Below are 21,650 nucleotides of genomic sequence, written 5' to 3' on the forward strand. Positions count from 1 at the left end.
TCAGGCGCCGGGCGCGCTGGCGGCCGACGCGCTGGGCGGCGCCAGCAGCACCTTCTCACCGGTCTTCACACCGTCGATGACCTGCACCTTGGCGCCGTCCTGCAATCCGGTCTTGACCTGCCTGGGCGTCTGCTTGTTGTCGGCGTCCAGCACCTGCACGGTGAAGCGGCCGTCCTTGTTGTCGCGCTCGCCCAGGGCCACGATGGGCATGGCGGGCACCTGCTTGACGGCGCCGGTCTCGATGTCCACCTGCACGGTCATGTCGCTGAACAGCGCGCGGTCGCGGTTGTCCACGTCGAACAGCACGTTGTAGAAGACCGCATTGCCCGCGCGCTCGGGCACCGGCTGGATGACGCGCAGCTTGCCCTCGTAGCGCTTGCCCTCGCCGGACAGCGTGGAGAAGCGCGCCGTCTGGCCCACCTTGATGGACTGGATGTCGGCCTCGGCCACCTTGGCGCGCACGGTGATGGTGTCCAGGTCGGCCAGCGTCAGCATGACCGGCGTGACCTGCACGGCGATGACGGTCTGGCCGGCCTGCACCGGCAGGTTGACGACCGTGCCGTCCATGGGCGCCGTGATGCGCGTGTACGACAGGCGCAGCTTGCGGTTTTCCAGGTCGGCCTCGAAGCGCGCGACGGTGGCTGCCTGGCCGCGCAGCGCCGCCTCGATCTTGGCGAGATCGGTCTCGGCCTTCTCGGCCTCGATGGCGGCCGTGGCCTGGCCACTCAGCAGGCGACGCTGGCGGGCCAGTTCGCGGCGGGCGGATTCAGCGTCAACCTTGCTGCTGTCCAGCTGCGCGCGGGCCTGGGCCAGTGAAGCCTCGGCCTGCGTCACATCGCTGCGCGCCAGCTCGGGGTCCAGGCTGACCAGCAGCTCGCCCTTCTTGACCTGCTGGCCCAGCTGCACGTGCAGCGTCTGGATCTGGCCACTGACCTGCGCGCCCACGTCCACCTTGGTCTTGGCCTGCAGCACGCCGGCGGCCTGCACGTTCTGCGCGATGTCGGCCAGTGCGACGATGCCGCTGGGCGGCGGTGGAGGTGGCGCGGGCTTGTGCGTGACGTGCCAGGCGATGCCGGCAGCGGCCAGCACGGCGATGACCATCAGGCGCGTGCGCCAGCGCTTCAGGAATGCTTTCATGTCTCCCCCTGGGTGCCGGGGTCTGCGCCCCGCCTACGGATGCTGTAGTTAGCGTAGCAGTCGCCAGCTACACGTGCGCTTAACGCGCTGATCGTCTTGCGCGAAGCCGGGCTTGGCGAAAGTCACCCGGGGTCAGGATTTGCCTGACGTCCAGATTCACCGGCTGTGCGACGTCAGCCGCGCCAGCGGTGACGCCGCGCTGACGCCCGGCGCCACGGTCGCGGCACCGCGCACCGGCTTGGTGGTCTCGGCGTCGTCCACCTCGCCGGCGGCCAGCGCGGCGATGCTGTCCGGGCTGCGGCGCATGGCCACGCCCACGGCCAGGATATCGATGACCAGCAGGTGCAGGATGCGGCTGACCATGGGCAGGTGGGTCTCGATGTCCTCGATGTGATCGACGATCAGCGTCACGTCGGCCTTCTTGGCCAGCGGGCTCTGGCTGGCCGTGATGGCCACCACCTTGGCGCCGCGCTCCTGCGCCTTCTCGACGACGGCCAGCAGCTCCGGCAGTCGTCCGCCGCTGCTGATGACGACGGCCACGTCGCCCTCGCGCAGCACGTCGGCCGCCAGCAACTGCAGGCGCGGATCGGTGTACGCGCCGCAGGGCATGCCGAAGCGCAGGAACTTGAACTGCGCGTCCTGCGCGACGACGCTGTAGTGGCCCAGCGCGAAGAACTCGATGCGGCCGGCGGCCAGCAGCATCTCGGTGGCGCGGTCGATGGTGTCACGGTTCAGGTGGCTGCGCACCTGCAGGATGGCGCTGGCGGTGTTGCCCAGCACCTTGGCGCCCAGCTCCAGCATGGAGTCGTTGGTGTTGACCTGCGTGTGCGTGACGGGCACGGTGCCGGTCAGGCCCGAGGCCAGGCGCAGCTTGAAGTCCGACAGCCCCTCGCAGCCCAGCGACCGGCAGAAGCGGATGACGGTGGGCTGGCTGACGCCGGCGGCGCGGGCGATCTCGGCGATGGGGTCGTTCAGCACCGAGCGCGGCTGCGCCAGCACCAGGTCGGCCACGCGCAGTTCGGCGGGCGACAGCTCGCTGCGCGCGCGGCGGATCTGGCCCAGGATGGCCGAGCCGGGCGAGGCCTGCAGGTGGCGCAGCTGGTTCTCGAGAATGGCCGATGCGCCCTTGAAGGTCGCGTGCTCGGCAGTGATGACGAAGGTGGGGATGGCGGCCACGTAGTCGTGGAAGCGGCCCTTGTCCTCGAAGCGGGCGCGGAAGGGGCTGCGGTCGAACCATTCGCCCAGGCGCGGCACGATGCCGCCGCCGATGTAGATGCCGCCGAGGGACCCCAGCGTCACCGCCAGGTTGGCGGCCGCCGTGCCCAGCAGGCCGCAGAACACCTCCAGTGTCTCCACGCACAGCGCGTCGCCATCGTCGAGCGCCTTCTGCGTGATGGCGGGCGCCTGCAGCGCGGGGGCGTCGGTGATGCCGTTGCGGTCGGCCAGCGCCTTGTAGATCAGCTCCAGGCCGGGGCCGGAGATGAGGCGTTCGTAGGAGACGTGGTCCAGCGTCTTCCAGGCGAACTTCAGGATGTCCATCTCACGCGCGTCGCGCGGCCCGAAGTTCACGTGGCCGCCTTCGGTGCCCAGCGCGATCCAGCCTTCGCCGGCCGGGATCAGTCCCGATACGCCCAGGCCCGTGCCCGCGCCCAGCAGGCCGATGACGCTGGGCCGGCGGGCCTGGCCGCCGCCCACCTGGCGCACATCCGCATCGGCCAGCCGGGGCAGGGCCATCGCCAGCGCGGTGAAGTCGTTGACCACCACCAGCGTGTCCAGCCCCAGGCGCTGGCGCATCTCGTCGATGGAGAACTGCCAGTGGTAGTTGGTCATGCGCACCTGGTCGCCCTCGACCGGGTTGGCGATGGCCACCGCGGCGTGCGCAATCTGCTGCGGGCCGGCGTCGGCCCAGCTCAGGCCGGCCAGGTAGGCGCTGACGGCGGCATGGAAGTCCGCATGGTCGGCGCAGCGCAGCGACACCATCTGCATGAATTCGCCAGGGCCCAACTCCAGTGCAAACCGGGCATAGGTGCCGCCAATATCGGCGAGCAGACGGGGGCTGTCGAAACGGGGCATGGACTGAAACCTGGCAATACCGGCGATGGCGGGACGGGCGGATTATTCAGCAGGCCGGGCAGGCCGCGCGGTGGTGTTTGGCGCCACCAAGGCCTGTAGCTTCACTACAGCCTCTTTCTCGCGCGATTTTCCCAGGGGAAGTCATTGATTCGGTTGGCTTGAATGCGATTTCTTCATGCCCGCTTCAGCCCTGGGGCGGGTCTGTATTGTGAAAAGTATGTAGTTTTGCTACCGTCCGCGCCGACCATAATTTCAAGCTGTTTGCCCGTGTTTTCCAACGTACGAATGCCGAATCTCCGCGCCCCGTTCTTCAAACCGCAGCGAGTGCGCGCATGAGTGCACCTTATCCCTGGCTGGTGGCCGATGTCGGTGGCACCAATGCGCGCTTCGGAACGGTGTCGGGGCCGGGCGCCGAGGTGGAAGACGTGCGCGTGCTGCCGGTGGCCGGCCATGCCGGCCCGGCCGCCGCAGTGCGCGCCTATCTTGATGGCCAGGCGCCCGGTGCGGCACGGCCGCAGAGCGCGGCCTTCGCGCTGGCCACGCCGGTGCAGAGTGACCGCATCGCGCTGACCAACGGCGCGTGGGACTTCTCCCGCAACGGCACGCAGGCCGAGCTGGGTCTGAAGACCTTCCTGTGCCTGAACGACTTCGAGGCACAGGCGTTGTCGCTGCCGCGGCTGAAGCCGCACCAGCTGCGCGCCTGGGGCGATGCCCCGGCCCCGGTTGGCGAGGCGCCGGTCGGCACCATCCTGGCCGTCATCGGCCCGGGTACGGGTCTGGGCGTGGGCGGCGTCATCCGTGCGCCGGGCCTGTGGCTGACGCTGCCGGGCGAGGGCGGGCACGCAACACTGGCGCCGGGTGATGACTTCGAAAGTGCCGTGATCGCCGCCGCGCGCCGCGAGTTCCCGCATGTGTCGGCCGAGCGCTTCCTGTCGGGCATCGGCCTGCCGGTGTTGTGCCGCTCGGTGGCGGCCGCGTTGGGGCAGGGCGAGGATGTGGCCGCGCTGCCGGCCGACCAGATCGTCGCCCGCGGCCTGTCGGGCGAGTCGCCGGCCTGCGTACGCACGCTGGAGCTGTTCTGCGGCCTGCTGGGCAGCTTCTGCGGCAACGTCGCGCTGACGCTGGGCTCGCGTGGCGGCGTCTTCATCGGCGGCGGCATCGTCCCGCGGCTGGGCGACTACTTCTTCAAGTCGCAGTTCCGCGCCCGCTTCGAGGCCAAGGGCCGTCTGCACACCTTTGTCGACGGCATTCCCACTCTCCTCATCACCGACACACTCGCGGCCCTCTCCGGCGCTGCATTGGCGCTGGAGCAGGCGGACGCCTGACGCGCGGCGGCGGGGCCCTCCCGCCGCTTGAATCTTTCCAGCGGCGCCGTTCTGGCGCCGCTGCGACCTCCTCATCCCTTGCTCGTGCTTGCCCCCTGGCGCCTGAAGCGGTGCTTTGCTCGACGCCTTCGCGACCCCTTTCCCCTTGTCAATGCAGCGTGCGGTGCGCGGTCCGTGGGGGGCGTGCATTGCTCACTTTTCTGGCGCTGTAGAAATGACTTTTGACGACATGTAGTTGCGCTACAGATTTGCAATGAGTTCTGGTTTGCATGGAGCTGTCAGCCCGCTTTAGACTGGATTCTATGCGGGTTAACCCTTGGTTCTGGCGCGAAATCAGGTCGTTTCTTCGCAACGTCTAGGGTTTACGCAGGTGCGGTTCAAAATCTAGTTTTGATACAAACTCGCTCGAGACGTTGGGTTCTCGCCCCAAAGATGTGCGCCGCCAGCCCGCGGGTGCATGCCGAGGGCCAAACCGCTTTCCAAACCAGAGGAGACATTCATGACCTTGAGCAAAGACAAGCGCGGTTCGGACGCCGTGGCGTCTTTCCGCATCAGCCCGGTAGCTGTCGGTTGCACGCTGCTGATCGCCGCCGCTGCCGCGACGGCGCAACAGGCGGCGCCGCAGCAGCTGGAGACCGTCACCGTCACCGGTATCCGCAAGGGCATCGAGGCGGCCATCTCGGTCAAGCGCAACAACGACTCCATCGTCGAGGCCATCTCGGCCGAAGACATCGGCAAGCTGCCGGACTCGTCCATCGCCGAATCCATCGCGCGTCTGCCCGGCCTGACGGCCCAGCGCGTGAACGGCCGCGCGCAGGAAGTGCAGATCCGCGGCCTGGCCGGCCAGTTCGCGACGACGCTGCTGAACGGCCGCGAGCAGGTCAGCACCGGCGACAACCGCTCCGCCGAGTTCGACCAGTACCCCTCCGAACTGCTGAGCGGCGTGGTCATCTACAAGACGCCCGACGCCGCGCTGATCGGCCAGGGCCTGTCCGGCACCATCGACCTTCAGACCGTGCGCCCGCTGAACTTCGCGACGCGCACGATGGCTGTCAACCTGCGCGGCGAGAAGAACTCGCTGGGCCGCCTGAACCCTGGCGCCGCCGGCGACAAGGGCAGCCGCTTCAGCTTCTCGTACATCGACCAGTTTGCCGACCGCACCGTCGGCATCGCGCTGGGCTATGCCCGCCTGGACTCGCCCAACCAGAACAACTACTTCCGCAACTGGGGCTACCCCAACTACACGGGCACCTTCAACGGCACGAACTATGTCGACGTGCGCGTGCCGGGTGGCGTGCAGATCCGCAACGAGTCGGCCTCGCAGGAGCGCAACGGCCTGATGGGCGTGTTGCAGTGGAAGCCGTCCAAGGACTTCGAGACGCTGGTCGACGTCTACCACTCGACCTACGAGCGCAACGCGATCCAGCGCGGCTTTGAAGCCGGTCTGGCCTGGGGCGCGCAGTCGCTGGCCAACCCGGTCGTCGAGGGCGGCACGAAGAGCGGCAACACCCAGACCGGTGGCGTGCTGACCAAGGGTGACTGGATCGGCGTCAAGCCGGTGCTGCGCCACGACGTCAACGACCGCGAAGACACCATCAGCGCCGTGGGCTGGAACAGCAAGCTGGTCGTCAGCCCGGCGCTTACGCTGTCCAGCGACGTGAGCTGGTCCAAGGCCGACCGCGAAGAGTCCATCCTGGAGCTGTACGCCGGCACCGTGCCCGGCAGCGCCGGCGCGCTGGACACCTTCAAGGTCAACTTCCCCGCGGGTGGCGGCCTGCCGTCGATCACGGCCGGCCTGAACTATGCCGACCCGGCCATCATCAAGCTGGTCGACTCCGGCGGCTGGGGCCAGGCGGGCTACATCAAGAAGCCCAAGGTCGAGGACGAGATCAAGTCGATCCGCCTGGCGGCTCGCGTCAACCAGGATCTGGCCTTCTTCACGGGCGGCGAGATCGGCCTGAACTTCACGCAGCGCGAGAAGTCGCGTGCCGTGGCCGAATGGTTCATGGACATCAAGACCTCGCCGACCACCCTCCCGGCGGGCCTGCTGTCCGATGCCAACAGCCTGGGCTTCGTGGGGCTGGGCAATTTCATCTCGTATGACGCCCGCGCCGCGGCGGCGCAGTTCTACAACCTGCGCCCCAATGTCCACAAGGACATCATCAACAAGGACTGGTCCGTCAAGGAAGACATCACCACCGTCTTCGCCAAGGCCGACATCGACGCCGAACTGCTGGGCCTGCCGCTGCGCGGCAACCTGGGCCTGCAGGGCGTGAACGCCAAGCAGAGCTCCACAGCCTTCAGCATCCAGAACGCGGCCCTGATGGTCGCACCGGTCACGCGCGGTACCGACTACACCGACTGGCTGCCCAGCCTGAACCTGACCTGGCAGGTCGCCACCAACCAGAACGTGCGCTTCGGCGTCGCGCGCCAGATCACCCGCCCGCGCATGGACGACATGCGCGCCACGCAGGCCTACAGCGTCGACAACACGCGCCTGATCTGGACCGGCGACGGCGGCAACCCCGAGCTGAAGCCCTGGAAGGCCGATGCGGTGGACCTGTCCTATGAGTACTACTTCGGCAACAAGGGCTATGTGTCCATCGCCGGCTATTACAAGGACCTGAAGACCTACATCTACAGCCAGAAGCTGAACGTCAACTTCCGCGAGCGATTCGGCACGCTGACGCCTCCGGGCGCCATCACGCCGACGTCCGACATCGGCGAGTTCACGACCCAGGCCAACGGCCAGGGCGGTTCGCTGCAGGGCGTGGAACTGGCGGTGTCGCTGCCGCTGGACATCGTGTCCAACGTGTTGAGCGGTTTCGGCGTGCAGGCCAGCTACGCCTACGTCGACAGCAAGATCGCCCCGTTCGGCCCTGGCGACTCCCGCCCGCTGCCGGGCCTGTCGCCCAACACGTACAACCTGACGGCCTACTACGAGAAGCACGGCTTCTCGGCCCGGGTCAGCACGCGCATCCGTGACGGCTTCGTCGGCGAGGTGACGGGCTTCGGCGCCGACCGCACGTTCGAGTACGTCAAGAAGGAGCAGGTCACCGACCTGCAACTGGGCTACGAGTTCCAGAGCGGCGCGGCCAAGGGCCTGTCCATCCTGTTCCAGGTCAACAACGTGGGCAACGAGCCCTACGTCGAGTACTACAACAACGACCTGACGCAGACCAAGCAGTACACCAAGTACGGCAAGACCTACCTGCTGGGCGTGAACTACAAGTTCTGAACCCGCGCGCAGTGCTAGCGTGAGGACCCTTGCCGGAGCGATCTGGCAGGGGTTTTTTCTTGACCAGGGCCTCGAATCCCGCGATGAACCGCTTGTTCAATCCGCAGCCGCGCGTGCAGGTGCTGGAGCCGGCGCCGGGCCTTCGTGTCGTGGTTTTGGACGACGTGCTGCTGCAGCCCGAGCGGGTCGTCGCGTGGGCGCAGGCGCATCGCTTCGAAGCCGCAGAAGGCAATCTGTACCCAGGCGACGTTCTGGGCCTGCCCGACGAGTTCGACGACCGCCTGCGCGACCTGTTCTGGCAGCACGCGCGCGGCCCGCTGGCGCTGCGGCGCTGCCAGGCGGCCTATGTGCGGCTGGCGATGGCGACCACGCCGGCCGCGCGGCTGCAGCCGCTGCAGTGGCTGTGCCACCGCGACCGTATCGATGAGGACGTGGGCGCGATGTTCGCGGCCTCGGTGCTGTACCTGTTCCACGACGCGGCTCTGGGCGGCACGCGCTTCTTCGCGCCGCGTCGGCCGGGTCCCGAGCTGGCGCAGCTGTTCCGCGACGCGCAGACGCTGCAGCCCGCCGACTTCACGGCCCGGCATGGCATTTCCCCTGGCTACCCGGCGGCCGACATGGCCTACTTCGACTGCGTGGCCAGCGTGCCGGCCGCGTGGAACCGCATGATCATCTACGACGGTGGCGGCTACCACGCCGCTGCAATCGACCACCCCGAGCTGCTCAGCAACGACCCCGCCACCGGGCGGCTGACGCTGAACGGCTTCTTCCCCTGCCGCCGCCAGGCGGCACCCGCACAAGCCCGATGAGCCATTCCCTGATCCAAGACATCGTCATCGTCGGCGGCGGCACCGCCGGCTGGATGACCGCCGCCGCGCTGTCCACCGTGCTGCGCGGGCGCTACCGCATCCGCGTCGTCGAGTCCGACGAGATCGGCACGGTCGGCGTGGGCGAGGCCACCATCCCCATGATCCAGCGCTTCAACCGCGTCGTGGGCATCGACGAGAACGAGTTCATGCGCGAGACGCAGGGCACGTTCAAGCTGGGTATCGAGTTCGTCAACTGGGGCCGCATGGGCGAGCGCTACATGCACGGCTTCGGCAAGCTGGGCCAGGACTTGTGGACGGTGCAGTTCGAGCAGTACTGGCACCGCATGCGCGCGCTGGGCCGCGCGCAGCCGCTGGAGCAGTACTCCATCACACGCATGGCGGCGCTGGCCAACAAGTTCATGCCGCCGCGCATGGATCTCGGCAGCTCGCCGCTGGCCGACATCGCCTACGCCTATCACTTCGACGCCAGCCTGTACGCGCGCTACCTGCGTGGCCTCAGCGAACAGCGCGGCGTGCTGCGCACCGAGGGCAAGATCACCCATGCCACGCGCCGCGGCGAAGGCGCGAACGCGGGCCATGTGGACGCTGTCGTGCTGGAAAGCGGTGAGCGCGTCACGGGCGACCTGTTTATCGACTGCTCGGGCTTTCGCGGCCTGCTCATCGAGCAGACGCTGCAGACCGGCTTCGAGGACTGGTCGCACTGGCTGCCCTGCGACCGCGCGCTGGCCGTGCCCTGCGAATCGGTCACGCCGCTGACGCCCTACACGCGCTCCACCGCCCACCGCGCCGGCTGGCAGTGGCGCATCCCGCTGCAGCACCGCATCGGCAACGGCCATGTCTACTGCAGCGGGCACATCAGCGATGACGAGGCCGCGGCCACGCTGCTCGCGAACCTCGATGGCAAGGCGCTGGCCGACCCTCGGCCCATCCGCTTCAAGACCGGCATGCGACGCAAGGCCTGGAACGAGAACGTCATTGCGATCGGCCTGGCCAGCGGCTTCCTGGAACCGCTGGAGTCCACGTCCATCCACCTGATCCAGGCGGCGGTGCAGCAGCTGATCGAATTCTTCCCGGACCGCGGCTTCAGCGCCGACGACGTCAACGAGTTCAACCGCCACAGCCGCTTCCACTGGGAGCGCATCCGCGACTTCATCATCCTTCACTACCACCTGAACCAGCGCGACGACTCCGCGTTCTGGCAGGCCTGCGCGCACATGGCCGTGCCCGACGCGCTGCAGGAGAAGCTGGATCTCTACCGCAGCCATGGCCGCGTCGTGCGTCGTGACAACGAGTTGTTCGCGGAGGTCGGCTGGATCCAGGTCATGGAAGGCCAGAACCTCGTGCCGCAGCGCCACCACCCGCTGGCGGAACTGCAGGACGAGCAGGCCACGGCCGACTACCTGGAGAGCGTGCGCGAGGTCATCGCCAAGTGCGTGGATTTCATGCCCGATCACGCCGCCTACATTGCCCAGCACTGCGCGGCCAAGCCGATGTGAACCGTGGAGTCCCGCCCATGACCCTCCATCCCACCCGACGCGCGGTGCTGGCCACCGCCGCAGCACTGCCCGCCATGAGTCTTGCCTCCACCGACATGCCCCATCTGCCCTGGACCCGCCAGGCCGTCATCTACCAGGTCAATGTGCGCCAGTACTCCGCCGCCGGCACGCTGGCCGCCGTGCAGGCCGACCTGCCGCGACTGAAGACGCTGGGCGTCGACATCCTGTGGTTCATGCCCTGGCAGCCCATCGGCCGCAAGAACCGCAAGGGCACGCTGGGCAGCTACTACTCCATCAGCGACTACACGGCCATCAACCCCGAGTTCGGCACGCTGGCGGATGCCAAGGCGCTGGTTAACGAGGCGCACCGGCTGGGCCTGCGCGTCATCCTCGACTGGGTGGCCAACCACACGGCCTGGGACCACCCCTGGGCCACGGCGCACAAGGACTGGTTCAAGCTCAACGCCAAGGGCGAGGTCTATGCCGTGACCTTCAACGAAGGCCAGCCCGGCGAGGAGCATTGGGACGACGTCATAGGCCTGAACTACAAGAGCCCAGGCCTGCGCGACGCGATGGTCGATGCCATGAAGTTCTGGGTGCGCGAGGTGAACCTGGACGGCTTCAGATGTGACGTGGCAAGCCTGGTGCCGACCGACTTCTGGGTGCGCGCCCGCAAGGAGCTGGACGCGCTCAAGCCCATGTTCATGCTGGCCGAGTCCGATGCCATCGAGCTGCACACCAGCGGCGCGTTCGACATGACCTACTCCTGGGACCTGGCTGATCAGGTGTTCAAGAAGGTGGGCAAGGGCGAGGCCGGGGCGCCGCTGCTGAAGGCCTGGCTGGCCAGGCAGCAGAACCCGCAAACGAATGGCTACCCGGCGCACGCCTACCGCATGCGCTTCACCAGCAACCACGACTTCAACTCCTGGCACGGCAGTGACGCTGAGTTGTATGGCGACGCCCATCGCGCACTGGCCGTGCTGAGCTTCATGCTGCCCGGCATGCCGTTGATCTACAACGGCCAGGAATCGGGCCTGGCCAAGCGGCTGGCCTTCTTCGAGAAGGACGCCATCGAGTGGAAGGGTTATGAGCTGGCGGACTTCTACCGCGGGCTCATCGCGCTGAAGCACCGGCACCCGGCGCTGGCCGCGGGCCAGTACGGCGCGCCGGTCCAGCTGCTGGACGCGCCGGCCGACGTGGTCGCGTTCGAGCGGCGGCTGGGCGGCGACGTGGTTCGCGTGGCAGTCAACCTGTCCAGGACGCCCGTGGCCTATCAGGGCGGCACCCTGCCAGCCTGGGGCTGGCGCATCGCATGAGGCTGCTGATCACCGGCCTGAACGGCACGCTGGCGCCCCGGCTGGCTCAGGCGGCGCGCGCCATGGGCCACGAAGTCATAGGCTGGGACCGCGCCGCCTTGAACCCGGACGACGAAACCCTGTGCGCCGACTGGCTGGAGCGCGTGCGGCCCGACGCGGTGGCGCACCTGGGCACCGGCACGGCGCGCTTCGCCGCCTTCCTCGCAGCGCGCTGCGAGCGCTTCGTTTTCACCAGCACCGCCATGGTGTTCGACCACGAGCCCGATGGCCCGCATGACGTGGCCCACGAGCGCACGGCCAAGGACGACTACGGCCGCTACAAGATCGGCTGCGAGGATGCCATCCTGGCCGCCAGCAAGACCGCGGCCATCGCCCGCATCGGCTGGCAGATCGACCCGACCCAGCCCGGCAACAACATGCTGATGGCGCTGGATGAATGGCAGCGCCGCGACGGCCACGTGGCCGCCAGCCGCGTGTGGATCCCCGCCTGCTCCTTCATGACCGACACGGCCGCCGCGCTGCTGACGCTGCTGCGGCGGCCGCAGCCCGGGGTGCATCACCTGGACAGCAACGCCGACGACGCCTGGTGCTTCGACGAACTGGCCCGGACGCTGGCCCGCCGGTTCCGGCGCGACTGGCAGGTGCAGGTCCACGAGGACTACCGGCACGACCAGCGCTTGGTGGGCGGGCCCACGGCGCTGCCGCCGCTGTCAGCCGCCTTCGCCCGGCTGTAGCCACAGCTCGCGGCGCTGCAGCGGCGTGTCGGGCGGCAGCAGCGGGTTGCTCAAGCGCAGCACCCGTTCCGGCACCACCGGGTGGGCCTTCAGCACCGCGCCGTACTGCTCCTTGTGCAGGCGCTGGAAGCTGCCGTCTGCCACGGCCGCCTCCAGGCCGGCCTTCAGCGCCGCGGCCAGTTCGGGCCGGCTGGGGCTGACGAACAGATAGGCTGCGGCCGGGTAGTGCAGCATCAGTTCGGGCGCGATGGCCAGCTGCGGATGGCGGCCGCCGGCCAGCTCGGCGTCGATCTCGAGGATGGAGCGCGGAAAGTAATCCACGCGGCCCGCGGCCAGCATGCGGAACAAGGCGTCGTAGACGCTGCTGGTGCCCACCTGCAGGCCGTTGGCGCGCAGGATGGTGGTGTCGGGCCAATCATGCCCCTGGCCGGCCAGGCGCCCGCGCAGGTCGGCCAGGCTGTGCACACGGCGCCACTGCGCCAGTTCGCTGCGCCGCACCAGCAGCAGCCGCCAGCCCAGCAGGCCGCGGTCGATGGGGATGCGCACCGGCAGCAGGCCAGATGACTCGCGCTGGCGGTCGGTCATGGTCCACATCAGGTCGATGGGGCTCTGGCCGGTCGCCAGTTCCACCAGCGTGCGGCCTTGCGTCATCTCCAGGTCGACCAGTCGGATGTCCGCCTTGGCGCCGTCGCGGTTCAGCGCCAGCTCCAGGATGCGGCGCACGTAAAGCAGCTGCGGGTCGGGCATGCTGACGTGGCGCGGCAGCCGCACGGGCTTCAGCGGTTGCGTCAGCCCGGGGCGGACGGCCAGCAGCAGGGGCAGGGTGAGCAGGGGGCGGCGGCGCACGAGCGTCGAGATTCGGGGGATGAACCCCTAATCATGCGTCAGACGGCGGGCCCGCCCTGCCGGCGGGCCTCACCCGCTCAGATCAGACCCGGCCAGGCGTCGCGATGGCGGTCGAAGGCGTCGCGGATGGTGACGGCCAGGTCCGCCGGCAGCGGGCCGCGTGCGATCGCATCGAGGTTGCGGCGCAGGTTGGCGGGCTTGGCCGTGCCGACGATGGCGCTGGCGGCGCCGGTGTGGAAGGCGGCGAAGCGCAACGCCACGTCGGCCCAGTCCTCGCCGCTGTGCAGGCCCATGGCCTTGAAGCGGTCCCAGTACTGGCCTTCGGCGAAGTCGTCGGGCCGCTCGGCATGGCGCCACACGGCGCCGGCCAGCGGGCGCTTGGCGATGACGCCCATGCCCGCATGGTCGGCCCGCGCGGCGCGGTGCTGCAGATGGACCTGGTCGCACAGGCTGATGGAGGTCTGCAGGCTGCCGAAGACGCCGGACTCAATCGCGAAGTCGATCTCGGCGTTGTCGCCCGAGTAGGCCGCCACGCGCAGCTTGCCGGCGGCGCGGCAGTCGTCCAGTGCGCGGGCCACGTCACCCTGCTGCAGCACGGGCAGCGGGCAGGAATGCAGGTGGACGATGTCCAGCACCTCGGTCTTCATCAGCCGCAGCGCGCGTTCCACGCCGTGGACGATGCAGTCATAGGTCCAGTCGGGCACGCCTTCCACGCCGTAGCCGACCTTGGTGGACAGCACGAACTCGTGGCGGCGGTGGGCGAGGTGGCGGCCGATGCGCTCTTCACTGAGGCCGTAGCCACGGGCGGTGTCGATCAGCGTGATGCCTTCGTCCAGCACATGGTTCAGCAACGCACCGGCGTCGGCCTCGGTGGTGCGCTCGTCGTTGATGTGCATGGCGCCGAAGCCGAGCGCGGAGACGGTGAGGCCGGTGTGGCCGAGGGGATTGAGGATCATCACCTTAGATCCGGGAGTTGAGCGCGGCCGAGGGCGTGGCGAGGCGGGGCGCTGGCAAGGCGCGCCGACGCAGTGGGCTGTTGCCCACAAGAAGAAGCAACGCAGCCAGAGGCCCGAAGCGCCAGGCCAGCGGCTGCGCAGCAGTGCTCAAGGCAGTGCTGGCGTTTGCATGAGTGCCTGCGTGCCGAGCGTGGGGGACTTCGATGAGTGGCAAGCGGTCAACTCCCGGATTTAGGGTCGGTCAGGATCAGGCCGGACAGGGGCTTCAGCGTCAGCGTCAGCCGGTTGGCCCTGGGGCGTGCGGTTGCGCCGTCCAGCGGGCTCTTCAGCTGCTGCAGCGCGCCCAGTTCGGCGGGCAGGAAGAAGCTGACCGTGCGGGCCTTCAGGCTGTTGTTGGTGGCCGTCAGCGCCCAGCTGTCGCCGTGCCGGCGCGCCAGCACCAGCACATGATCGTCGGCATGCAGCGGAGCCTGCAGCGTGCCGTGGCGCAGCACCGGCAGGTCGTGGCGCAGCTTCGTAAGCCGCTTGAACTGGGCCAGCAGCGCGTCGTCGGGCTTGCCGCCTTCGTCGGCCCAGGGGTAGGGCGCGCGGTTGAACGGGTCCTCGCCGCCGCCCAGGCCCACTTCGTCGCCGTAGTAGATGGTGGGCGCGCCGGGGTAGGTCATCTGGAAGAACACCGACAGCAGCAGGCGGCGCTTGGCCAGGGCCAAGTCCTTGTCCTCGCCGAAGTGGTGCAGCGCGCGCGGCTGGTCGTGCGTGGACAGCAGGTTCATCAGCGCCGAGAAGGCCTGCGGCGGGTAGGCCTCGCGCAGCAGCTCCAGGTTGGCGGCCATCTGCTTCGCGGACTTGCCGGCCGCGTAGTCCAGCACCGCGTTGCGGAAGATGTAGTTCATCGTCGAGTCGAACATGTCGCCGAGGAAATACTTGCTGGAGTCGAACCAGGTCTCGGCGACGGTCAACGCATCGGGGCGTTTGGTCTTCACCGCGGTGCGCCACTCGCGCCAGAAGTCGTCGGGCACCCAGGGCGCCACGTCCATGCGCCAGCCGGCGGCGCCGCGGTCCAGCCAGTAGTTGGTCACCGAGTCCGGGTCGCGGTAAGCGTAGGCGCGCCAGGACGGCTCGTTCTTGTCCAGCTCCGGCAGGTCGGTCACGCCCACCCAGCCCTGGAACTGCTTGTTCGGGTCGGTCTCCTCGGGCTTGAACTTGAACCACTTCGCGTACGGCGACGCCGGGTTGATCTTGCCGCCGTCGAATGCGCCGCCCTTGGGGAAATTGTTGAAGCGGTTGAAGTAGGGCGAGTCCGCGCCGACGTGGTTCAGCGAGGTGTCGGGGATGACGCGGATGCCGCGCTTGGCCGCCTCGGCGCACAGGCGCTCGAAGTCGGCGTTCGTACCGAAGGCGGGGTCGATCTGCTTGTAGTCGGCCGCGTCGTACTTGTGGTTGCTGGGCGCGCGGAACACGGGCGTCAGGTACAGCGCGTTGGCGCCCAGGCTCTTGATGTAGTCGAGCTTCTCGACGAGGCCTTGCAGGTCGCCGCCGAAGAAGTCGTTGTTGAACAGCGCGTCGGAGCCGTCGCCGGTGTTCGGCTTGAATGGCTTCTCCATCCATGTCGCGTGGCGCTCCACGTCGCGGTCCTGGTAGCGGTCCTGTGGCCGGCCGCCGCCGGGGCGCGGGTCGTTGGCCTTGTCGCCGTTGCGGAAACGCTCGGGGAACACGTAGTAGTAGACGACGTCCCTGGCCCAGGCCGGCACCTCGAAGCCGGGCGCATGGATGGTCTGGCGGTAGCGGCGCACGCGGTTCAGGTTGCTGGGCAGGCGCTCGACGCTGGCGATGCCCATGGAGCCCTTCTCGCGGGTCCAGTAGATCGTGTCCTTGTTGTTCTGCAGCGCGTAGCGGCCCTGTTCGGTCTCGATCTCGAACCAGTAGCCGTAGACGCCGGTGGCCGTGAACGTGTGGCGAGCCGTGAAGCCGGTGCCCATGCCGCGCGACTCGGCGGTCATCGCGATGCGGGCGACCGGTTCGTAGCTCAGCTGCTCCTGGTTGCCGGTCATCTGCCGGCGCTCGACGACCAGCGTCGCGCGCTTCAGGCCGGGCACATCGTTGCCGACGGTGAACGTGATCTCGGTGCCCGCGGGCTGCGCGCCGAAGGGGCGCTTGAACTCGGCGTTGCGCGAGTCGAAGTGCGTGGTCAGCGCGGCCTTGTCGGTGATGGGTTGCGGCGGTGTGGGCTTGAAGGTCTTCGGACCGACGTCCAGCGCGGCGCTGCCGTCGGCGGCGAAGCTCAGCTTCAGCGTGTGCTCGCCGTTGAAGGCGCGCTTGATGTTGCCGCTGCCGGCGCGGCTGGGCTGGTCGTCGGTGCCGCCGCCGAAGGTGAGGGCGGCGCTCCAGTCCTCGTCGGCCAGCTTGAACTCCTGCGTGCCCTGCGCCCTGATGTTCAGGAAGTAGGCGTTGCAGCGGTACTCGAAGGCCTGCTCGTCCTGCGCGGCCCAGTTGTTGAGGCCGCCGCGCAGGTACAGCGTCGCGTCGCCCAGCGGGGCGGGTTTGCAGTCGGCTGCATGAGCAGAGGCGAGCGGAAGCAGCGCTGCACAGAGCGCGATGAACTTGTTCATGAGGTTCAGCCTTTCACGCCGCCCGCGGTCAGGCCGGACACGATCCAGCGCTGGGCGAGCAGGAAGACCGCCGTGATCGGCAGCCCGGACAGCACGGCCGCAGCGGCGAAGTCGCCCCACAGGAAGCGCTGGTCATGCAGGAAGTATTTGGAACCGACGGCCAGAGTGAGGTTGCTCTCTTCACGCAGCAGGATGGACGCCACCGGGTACTCGATGATGGTTCCGATGAAGGCCAGCACGAACACCACCATCAGGATGGGCACGGCCATGGGCAGCAGCACTCTTGAGAACGCCTGCCAGTGCGTCGCTCCGTCCACCTTGGCGTTCTCTTCGATCTCGACCGGAATGGTCTCGAAGTAGCCCTTGATGGTCCACACGTGGGTGGCGATGCCGCCGAGATACGCCAGCACCAGGCCGGCGTGCGTCTCGACACCCAGCCACGGCACATACGTGCCGATGGTCTCGAAGATCGCGAAGATGGCCACCAGCGCCAGCACCGGCGGGAACATCTGCAGCAGCAGCATGCCGTTCAGCACCGGCTTGCTGAAGGAGAACTTGAGCCGCGCGAAGGCGTAGGCCGCCGTCGTGGAGATGGCCACGATGAGGAAGGCCGAGGCGGTGGCGATCTTGATCGAGTTCCACAGCCAGGTCAGCACGGGGAAGGGCGGTTGCACCAGGCTGCCGTCGGCCGCTTGATACGGAATGCCCAGCGCCAGCTTCCAGTGCTCCAGGCTGATCTCGGTCGGGATCAGGCTGCCCGTGGCGAAGTTGCCAGGGCGCAGCGAGATGGACACGACCGCCAGCAGCGGGAACAGCGTGATCGCGATGAAGATCCACATCACCGCATGCGCGGCGAGGGTGCGCCAGCGGGCTTGTTTGCCGAGGACGATGGCCAATTCAGAACTCCTAAAACCTTAACCACAGAGGCACAGAGACACAGAGCAAATGCACTTGAAGGCTTTTCTCTGTGCCTCCGTGCCTCTGTGGTTGCATTTCTTCATTTCTGCGCCTTCGCGGACAACCGCAGATTGATCAACGACAGCGCCGCCACCAGGAAGAAGATCAGCGTCGAGATCGCCGCGGCCAGGCCGAAGTCGGAGCCCGAGTCGCGGAAGGCGATGCGGTAGGTGTAGCTGACGAGGATGTCGGTCTGGCCCGCGGGCAGCTTGGTGGACAGGAAGTCCGGCCGGCCGTCGGTCAGCAGCGCGATCAGCACGAAGTTGTTGAAGTTGAACGCGAAGGCGCTGACCAGCAGCGGCGCCAGCGGCTTGATGATGAGCGGCGCGGTGATCTTGAAGAAGTTGGTGGCGGGGCTGGCGCCAACCAGCGCGGAGGCTTCGTACAGGTCCGCCGGAATGGCCTTCAGCAGCCCCGAGCACAGGATCATGATGTACGGGTAGCCCAGCCACACATTGACGATGAGCAGCATCGTCTTGGCGAGGAAGGGGTCGGCGAACCACGCGGGCTTGACGCCGAACAGCGCGTCCAGGATGGCGTTGATCTCGCCGAAGTTCTGGTTGAACAGACCCTTGAACACCAGGATGGAGATGAAGCCCGGTACCGCATACGGCAGGAACAGCAGCGTGCGGTAGGTGGTGCGGAACTTCATGCCCTCCCAGTTCAGCATCACGGCGAACAGCATGCCGATGGCCGTGGCGAACACGACGGTCAGCGCCGAGAACACCACCGTCCATGTGAAGATGGACAGGAAGGGGCCGCGGAACTCCGCGTCGAACAGCATGCGCGTGTAGTTGGCCGCGCCGATGAAGGCCTTGAAGCCGGGCTGCAGTGTCTCGCCGTCGGCGCTCTCGAAGAAGCCGGTGTCGCGGTTGGGCTTGAAGAGGACGCCGTCGGCGGTGCGGGTCAGGCTGTCGTCGGCATTCGCGGTCCATTGCGGCTTGACAGGGCCGAACTCGCGCAGGCCCAGGTAGTGCAGCGCCGTCTTGTCGGGCAGCACCAGCACCAGCCTGGCGAGCACCTCACGGTGCTTCACCAGTTCGGGCAAGGGCAGGGCGGCGCCCAACGCGGCGCTGGCGGGGCCCAGGTCCACGCGCAGTTCCTTGCCGCTGCGCAGCGCCAGCGGCGGCGATACCCAGCGCGGCGCGGCCTCACCTTCGGCCTGCAGCGCGAGGCGGAACTCGGCGCCCTCGGCATGCAGGCTGTAGCCCAGCACCTGCTCCTCGACGGCGTCGTGCTGCTCCAGCAGGTACTCGCGCACACGGCTTTCACTGAGCAGGTGGGTGCTGGAGTAGTTGGTGAAGCCGATCTGCGCCGTGTAGACCAGCGGGAAGGCGATGAACACCAGCATGCCGGCGATGCCGGGGAACAGGTAGCGCCACGCAAAGCCACCGCGGCTCAGGTACACGTAGAAGCCGGCGGTGAGCAGCACCAGCAGGCCCGTGGCCCAGGCGGACTGGCCGGTCGCGTAGACCGCGAAGACAAGGTAGAGCGCGCCGACGATCAGCGCCGCGACGGCGGGCCAGTACAGCAGCTTGCCCAGCTTCTCGGTGGTTGTGGGTGGCAGCGTCGAGTAGCTGCCTTGCCCGAGGGTGGAGTTGGCGGCAGTCATTTGTTCAACAGCATCCGTGCAGCAGCGCCGTCCAGCGCGTCCTTGGGGCTTTGCAGCCCGTTGGTGATGGCTTCCAGCGCCGCGTCCATCGCGGTCCAGAAGCGGCCCACCTCGGGGATGTTGGGAATGGGCGCGCCGTTGCGCGCGTTGGTCATGCTCGCGGCGATCAGTGGGTTGACCGACAGCTGTGCATAGAAGGCCTTGTTGGCCGGCACGCCGATGGGCACGTCGGCGTCCAGCACCTTCAGTGCCTCGGGGCGCATCAGGTGGTTCTCGATGAACTCCTTGGCGATGTCCTTGTTCTTGCTGGGCGCGGAAATCATGCAGCCCAGTACGCCGACGAAGCTCTTGCTGGGCTTGCCGGGGATGACGGCCGGGATGGGCGCCACGCCGAAGTCGACCTTGGCCTTCTTCGCGTTGTCCCAGGCCCAGGGGCCGGAGATCATCATGGCCACCTCGCCGCGGGCGAAGCCGCTTTCCATCTCGGCGTAGTTCGCGCCTTTGGGCATGTGGCCGTCGCGGATCAGCTTGTCCAGCATCTGCGCGCCGGCCAGGGCGCCGGCGTTGTTGACGCCGACCTTGGCCGCGTCGTAGTCACCCTGCGCGTTGCGGCCGAAGATCTCGCCACCGGCGCCGGCCAGCATGGCCCAGGTGAAGAAGCTCTTGTTGTAGTGCCACAGGATGGCGTGCTTGCCCTGAGCCTGCAGGCGCTTGTCCAGCGCGATGACCTCGTCCCAGGTCTGCGGCGGCTGAGGCACCAGCGCCTTGTTGTAGATCAGGCCCAGCGTCTCGATGCCGATGGGGTAGCCCCAGATGCGGCCGCGGTAGCTCAACGCATTCCAGGCCTGTTCCTCGGACTCGGCTTTCAGCTTGGCCGACGGCCGCAGCGGAGTCAGCAGACCGGCCTTGGCCCACTCGCCCACGCGGTCGTGCGGCCAGCAGAAGATGTCCGGGCCCTTGCCGGCGCCGGCGGCCTGCTGGAACTTGTCGGTGGGGTCCACCGGATGCTCCACGACGACCTTGACGCCCGAGGCCTTCTCGAACGCGTCGCCGACCTTCTGCAAGCCGTTGTAGGCCTTGTCGCCGTTGATCCAGACCAGCAGCTTTGGCGTTTCGGCCAATGCAGAGGAGGCCCACCCTGACGCGCACAGCGACAGGGCGAGCAGCCGGATCGTCCAGGCCTTCTTCATCGGGCCGAGCGCCGGGCCGCTCCCAAGCCGGCCCGTCTGGCGATTTGCGTGCCGGTCGAACCGGCACGCATCGTCGTCCCCTCGGGGGACCGACCGGGCTTGCCCGCGTTCAGCGTGGCAAGAGTGGGCGAGGGGCTCGCTCATGCGTGCAACTCCGGTGCGGCCAGGCGGCGCAGCGCGTGTCCGTCGGCATCGAACACGTACAGCGCTTCGGGCGGCAGGTGCAGATCCAGCGCCTGGCCGCTGCGCAGGCGGTCGCAGCCGTTGCGGCCTTCGAACTGGCAGGTCAGCGGCTCGTCCAGGCCGGGGTAGGGGCAGTAGGCAAAGGTCAGGCCGCCCAGCGACTCGACGAAGGCCACCGTGCTCTGCAGCAGGTTGTCCGGGCCGCCGCCCTGGCGGATGTGCTCGGGGCGCACGCCGATGGTGACCTTGTCGCCTGCCTTCATGCTGCTGCCGTCCACGCGCGCTTTCAGCACGGCGCCGCTGCCGGCCAGCTTCACGTCGATGTCACCCGCCGCGACGGCGATGACCTCGCCCGCGATGAAGTTCATCTTGGGGCTGCCGATGAAGCCGGCCACGAACAGGTTGCGCGGGTGCTCGTACAGCTCCAGCGGCGAGCCCACCTGCTCGACCTTGCCGGCCGACAGCACGACGATGCGGTCGGCCAGCGTCATGGCCTCCACCTGGTCGTGGGTCACGTAGATCATCGTCGTCTTCAAGTCCTCGTGCAGCTTGGAGAACTCGTAGCGCATGCGCACACGCAGCGCGGCATCGAGGTTGGACAGCGGCTCGTCGAACAGGAAGACCTCGGGCTTGCGCACGATGGCGCGGCCGATGGCCACGCGCTGGCGCTGGCCGCCGGACAGGTCCTTGGGCTTGCGGTCCAGCAGGTGTTCGATGTGCAGGATCTTGGCCGCGTTGCGCACGGCGGTCTCGATCTCGGCCTTGGGCACCTTCGCCAGCTTGAGCCCGAAGGCCATGTTGTCGAACAGATTCATATGCGGGTACAGCGCATACGACTGGAACACCATCGCGATGCCGCGCTCGCTGGGCGGCACGTCGTTGACGACGCGGCCGCCAATCTTCAGTTCGCCGCCGGTGATCTCTTCCAGGCCTGCAATGGAGCGCAGCAGCGTGCTCTTGCCGCAGCCTGACGGGCCCACGAACACCATGAACTCGCCGTCGCGGATCTCCAGATCGATGCCGTGAAGGATGCGGATGTCGCCGTAGGCCTTCTCCACGCCGGTCAGTCGAACGTCTGCCACTTCTAACCTTTCTGTCGCCGGGAGCCTGGCTGCCGGCTTGTCTCGTTTTGACGTCGAAAATCTCGT

General features: G+C 67.9%; 15 protein-coding genes. 6 read left to right on the plus strand and 9 right to left on the minus strand.

The window, feature by feature from the left end; genetic code table 11:
• Positions 1-1,137 carry an efflux RND transporter periplasmic adaptor subunit gene (locus J2X21_RS07215; protein ID WP_310326662.1) on the minus strand — a complete coding sequence of 379 codons (1,137 nt, stop codon included), beginning with the start codon at positions 1,135-1,137 and terminating at the stop codon, positions 1-3.
• A gap of 156 nt (positions 1,138-1,293) precedes the next feature.
• Positions 1,294-3,210 carry a glucokinase gene (locus tag J2X21_RS07220; RefSeq protein ID WP_310326665.1) on the minus strand — a complete coding sequence of 639 codons (1,917 nt, stop codon included), beginning with the start codon at positions 3,208-3,210 and terminating at the stop codon, positions 1,294-1,296.
• Between the two features lie 332 nt (positions 3,211-3,542).
• Between J2X21_RS07220 and glk the strand changes: the two genes are divergently transcribed.
• The 6 genes from glk to J2X21_RS07250 all read left to right on the plus strand — a co-directional run bounded on the left by glk (position 3,543) and on the right by J2X21_RS07250 (position 12,149).
• Positions 3,543-4,535: a glucokinase gene (glk, locus tag J2X21_RS07225; RefSeq protein ID WP_310326666.1), complete on the plus strand. Its 993-nt coding sequence runs from the start codon at positions 3,543-3,545 to the stop codon at positions 4,533-4,535.
• Positions 4,536-5,034: 499 nt separating this feature from the next.
• Complete coding sequence (locus J2X21_RS07230) at positions 5,035-7,773, plus strand: TonB-dependent receptor (protein WP_310326668.1); 2,739 nt, start codon at positions 5,035-5,037, stop codon at positions 7,771-7,773.
• Positions 7,774-7,856: 83 nt separating this feature from the next.
• Entirely contained in the window at positions 7,857-8,582 is a 726-nt protein-coding gene (locus tag J2X21_RS07235; protein WP_310326671.1) for a DUF6445 family protein, read from the plus strand.
• Entirely contained in the window at positions 8,579-10,099 is a 1,521-nt protein-coding gene (locus J2X21_RS07240; protein ID WP_310326673.1) for a tryptophan halogenase family protein, read from the plus strand. The genes J2X21_RS07235 and J2X21_RS07240 overlap by 4 nt, the downstream gene beginning before the upstream one ends.
• A 17-nt stretch (positions 10,100-10,116) precedes the next feature.
• Positions 10,117-11,415 carry an alpha-amylase family glycosyl hydrolase gene (locus J2X21_RS07245; RefSeq protein ID WP_310326675.1) on the plus strand — a complete coding sequence of 433 codons (1,299 nt, stop codon included), beginning with the start codon at positions 10,117-10,119 and terminating at the stop codon, positions 11,413-11,415.
• Positions 11,412-12,149 (plus strand): sugar nucleotide-binding protein, encoded by a 738-nt coding sequence (locus J2X21_RS07250; RefSeq protein WP_310326678.1) that lies wholly within the window; start codon positions 11,412-11,414, stop codon positions 12,147-12,149. The genes J2X21_RS07245 and J2X21_RS07250 overlap by 4 nt, the downstream gene beginning before the upstream one ends.
• Here the strand turns inward: J2X21_RS07250 and J2X21_RS07255 are convergent.
• The 7 genes from J2X21_RS07255 to J2X21_RS07285 form a co-directional block, all read right to left on the minus strand.
• Positions 12,126-12,995: a hypothetical protein gene (locus J2X21_RS07255; protein WP_310326681.1), complete on the minus strand. Its 870-nt coding sequence runs from the start codon at positions 12,993-12,995 to the stop codon at positions 12,126-12,128. The genes J2X21_RS07250 and J2X21_RS07255 overlap by 24 nt on opposite strands.
• Before the next feature lie 77 nt (positions 12,996-13,072).
• On the minus strand, positions 13,073-13,951 hold the full coding sequence (locus tag J2X21_RS07260) for an aldo/keto reductase (protein WP_310326683.1): 879 nt from the start codon (positions 13,949-13,951) through the stop codon (positions 13,073-13,075).
• A 218-nt stretch (positions 13,952-14,169) separates the two neighbouring features.
• Positions 14,170-16,560: a glycoside hydrolase family 13 protein gene (locus J2X21_RS07265; RefSeq protein WP_310326685.1), complete on the minus strand. Its 2,391-nt coding sequence runs from the start codon at positions 16,558-16,560 to the stop codon at positions 14,170-14,172.
• A 5-nt stretch (positions 16,561-16,565) separates the two neighbouring features.
• Positions 16,566-17,456, minus strand: a complete 891-nt coding sequence (gene malG, locus J2X21_RS07270; protein WP_310326687.1) for a maltose ABC transporter permease MalG — start codon at positions 17,454-17,456, stop codon at positions 16,566-16,568.
• Positions 17,457-17,557: 101 nt separating this feature from the next.
• Positions 17,558-19,129, minus strand: coding sequence for a maltose ABC transporter permease MalF (gene malF / locus J2X21_RS07275; RefSeq protein WP_310326689.1), 1,572 nt, complete (start codon positions 19,127-19,129; stop codon positions 17,558-17,560).
• On the minus strand, positions 19,126-20,319 hold the full coding sequence (gene malE / locus J2X21_RS07280; protein WP_310326691.1) for a maltose/maltodextrin ABC transporter substrate-binding protein MalE: 1,194 nt from the start codon (positions 20,317-20,319) through the stop codon (positions 19,126-19,128). Before malE ends, malF begins: the two co-directional genes overlap by 4 nt.
• A gap of 140 nt (positions 20,320-20,459) precedes the next feature.
• A complete protein-coding gene (locus tag J2X21_RS07285; RefSeq protein WP_310326693.1) occupies positions 20,460-21,584 on the minus strand; it encodes an ABC transporter ATP-binding protein in 1,125 nt (374 codons plus the stop codon).
• Positions 21,585-21,650 lie beyond the last annotated feature (66 nt).

Source organism: Roseateles asaccharophilus, from assembly GCF_031458115.1.
Lineage (GTDB): Bacteria > Pseudomonadota > Gammaproteobacteria > Burkholderiales > Burkholderiaceae_C > Pelomonas > Pelomonas asaccharophilus_A.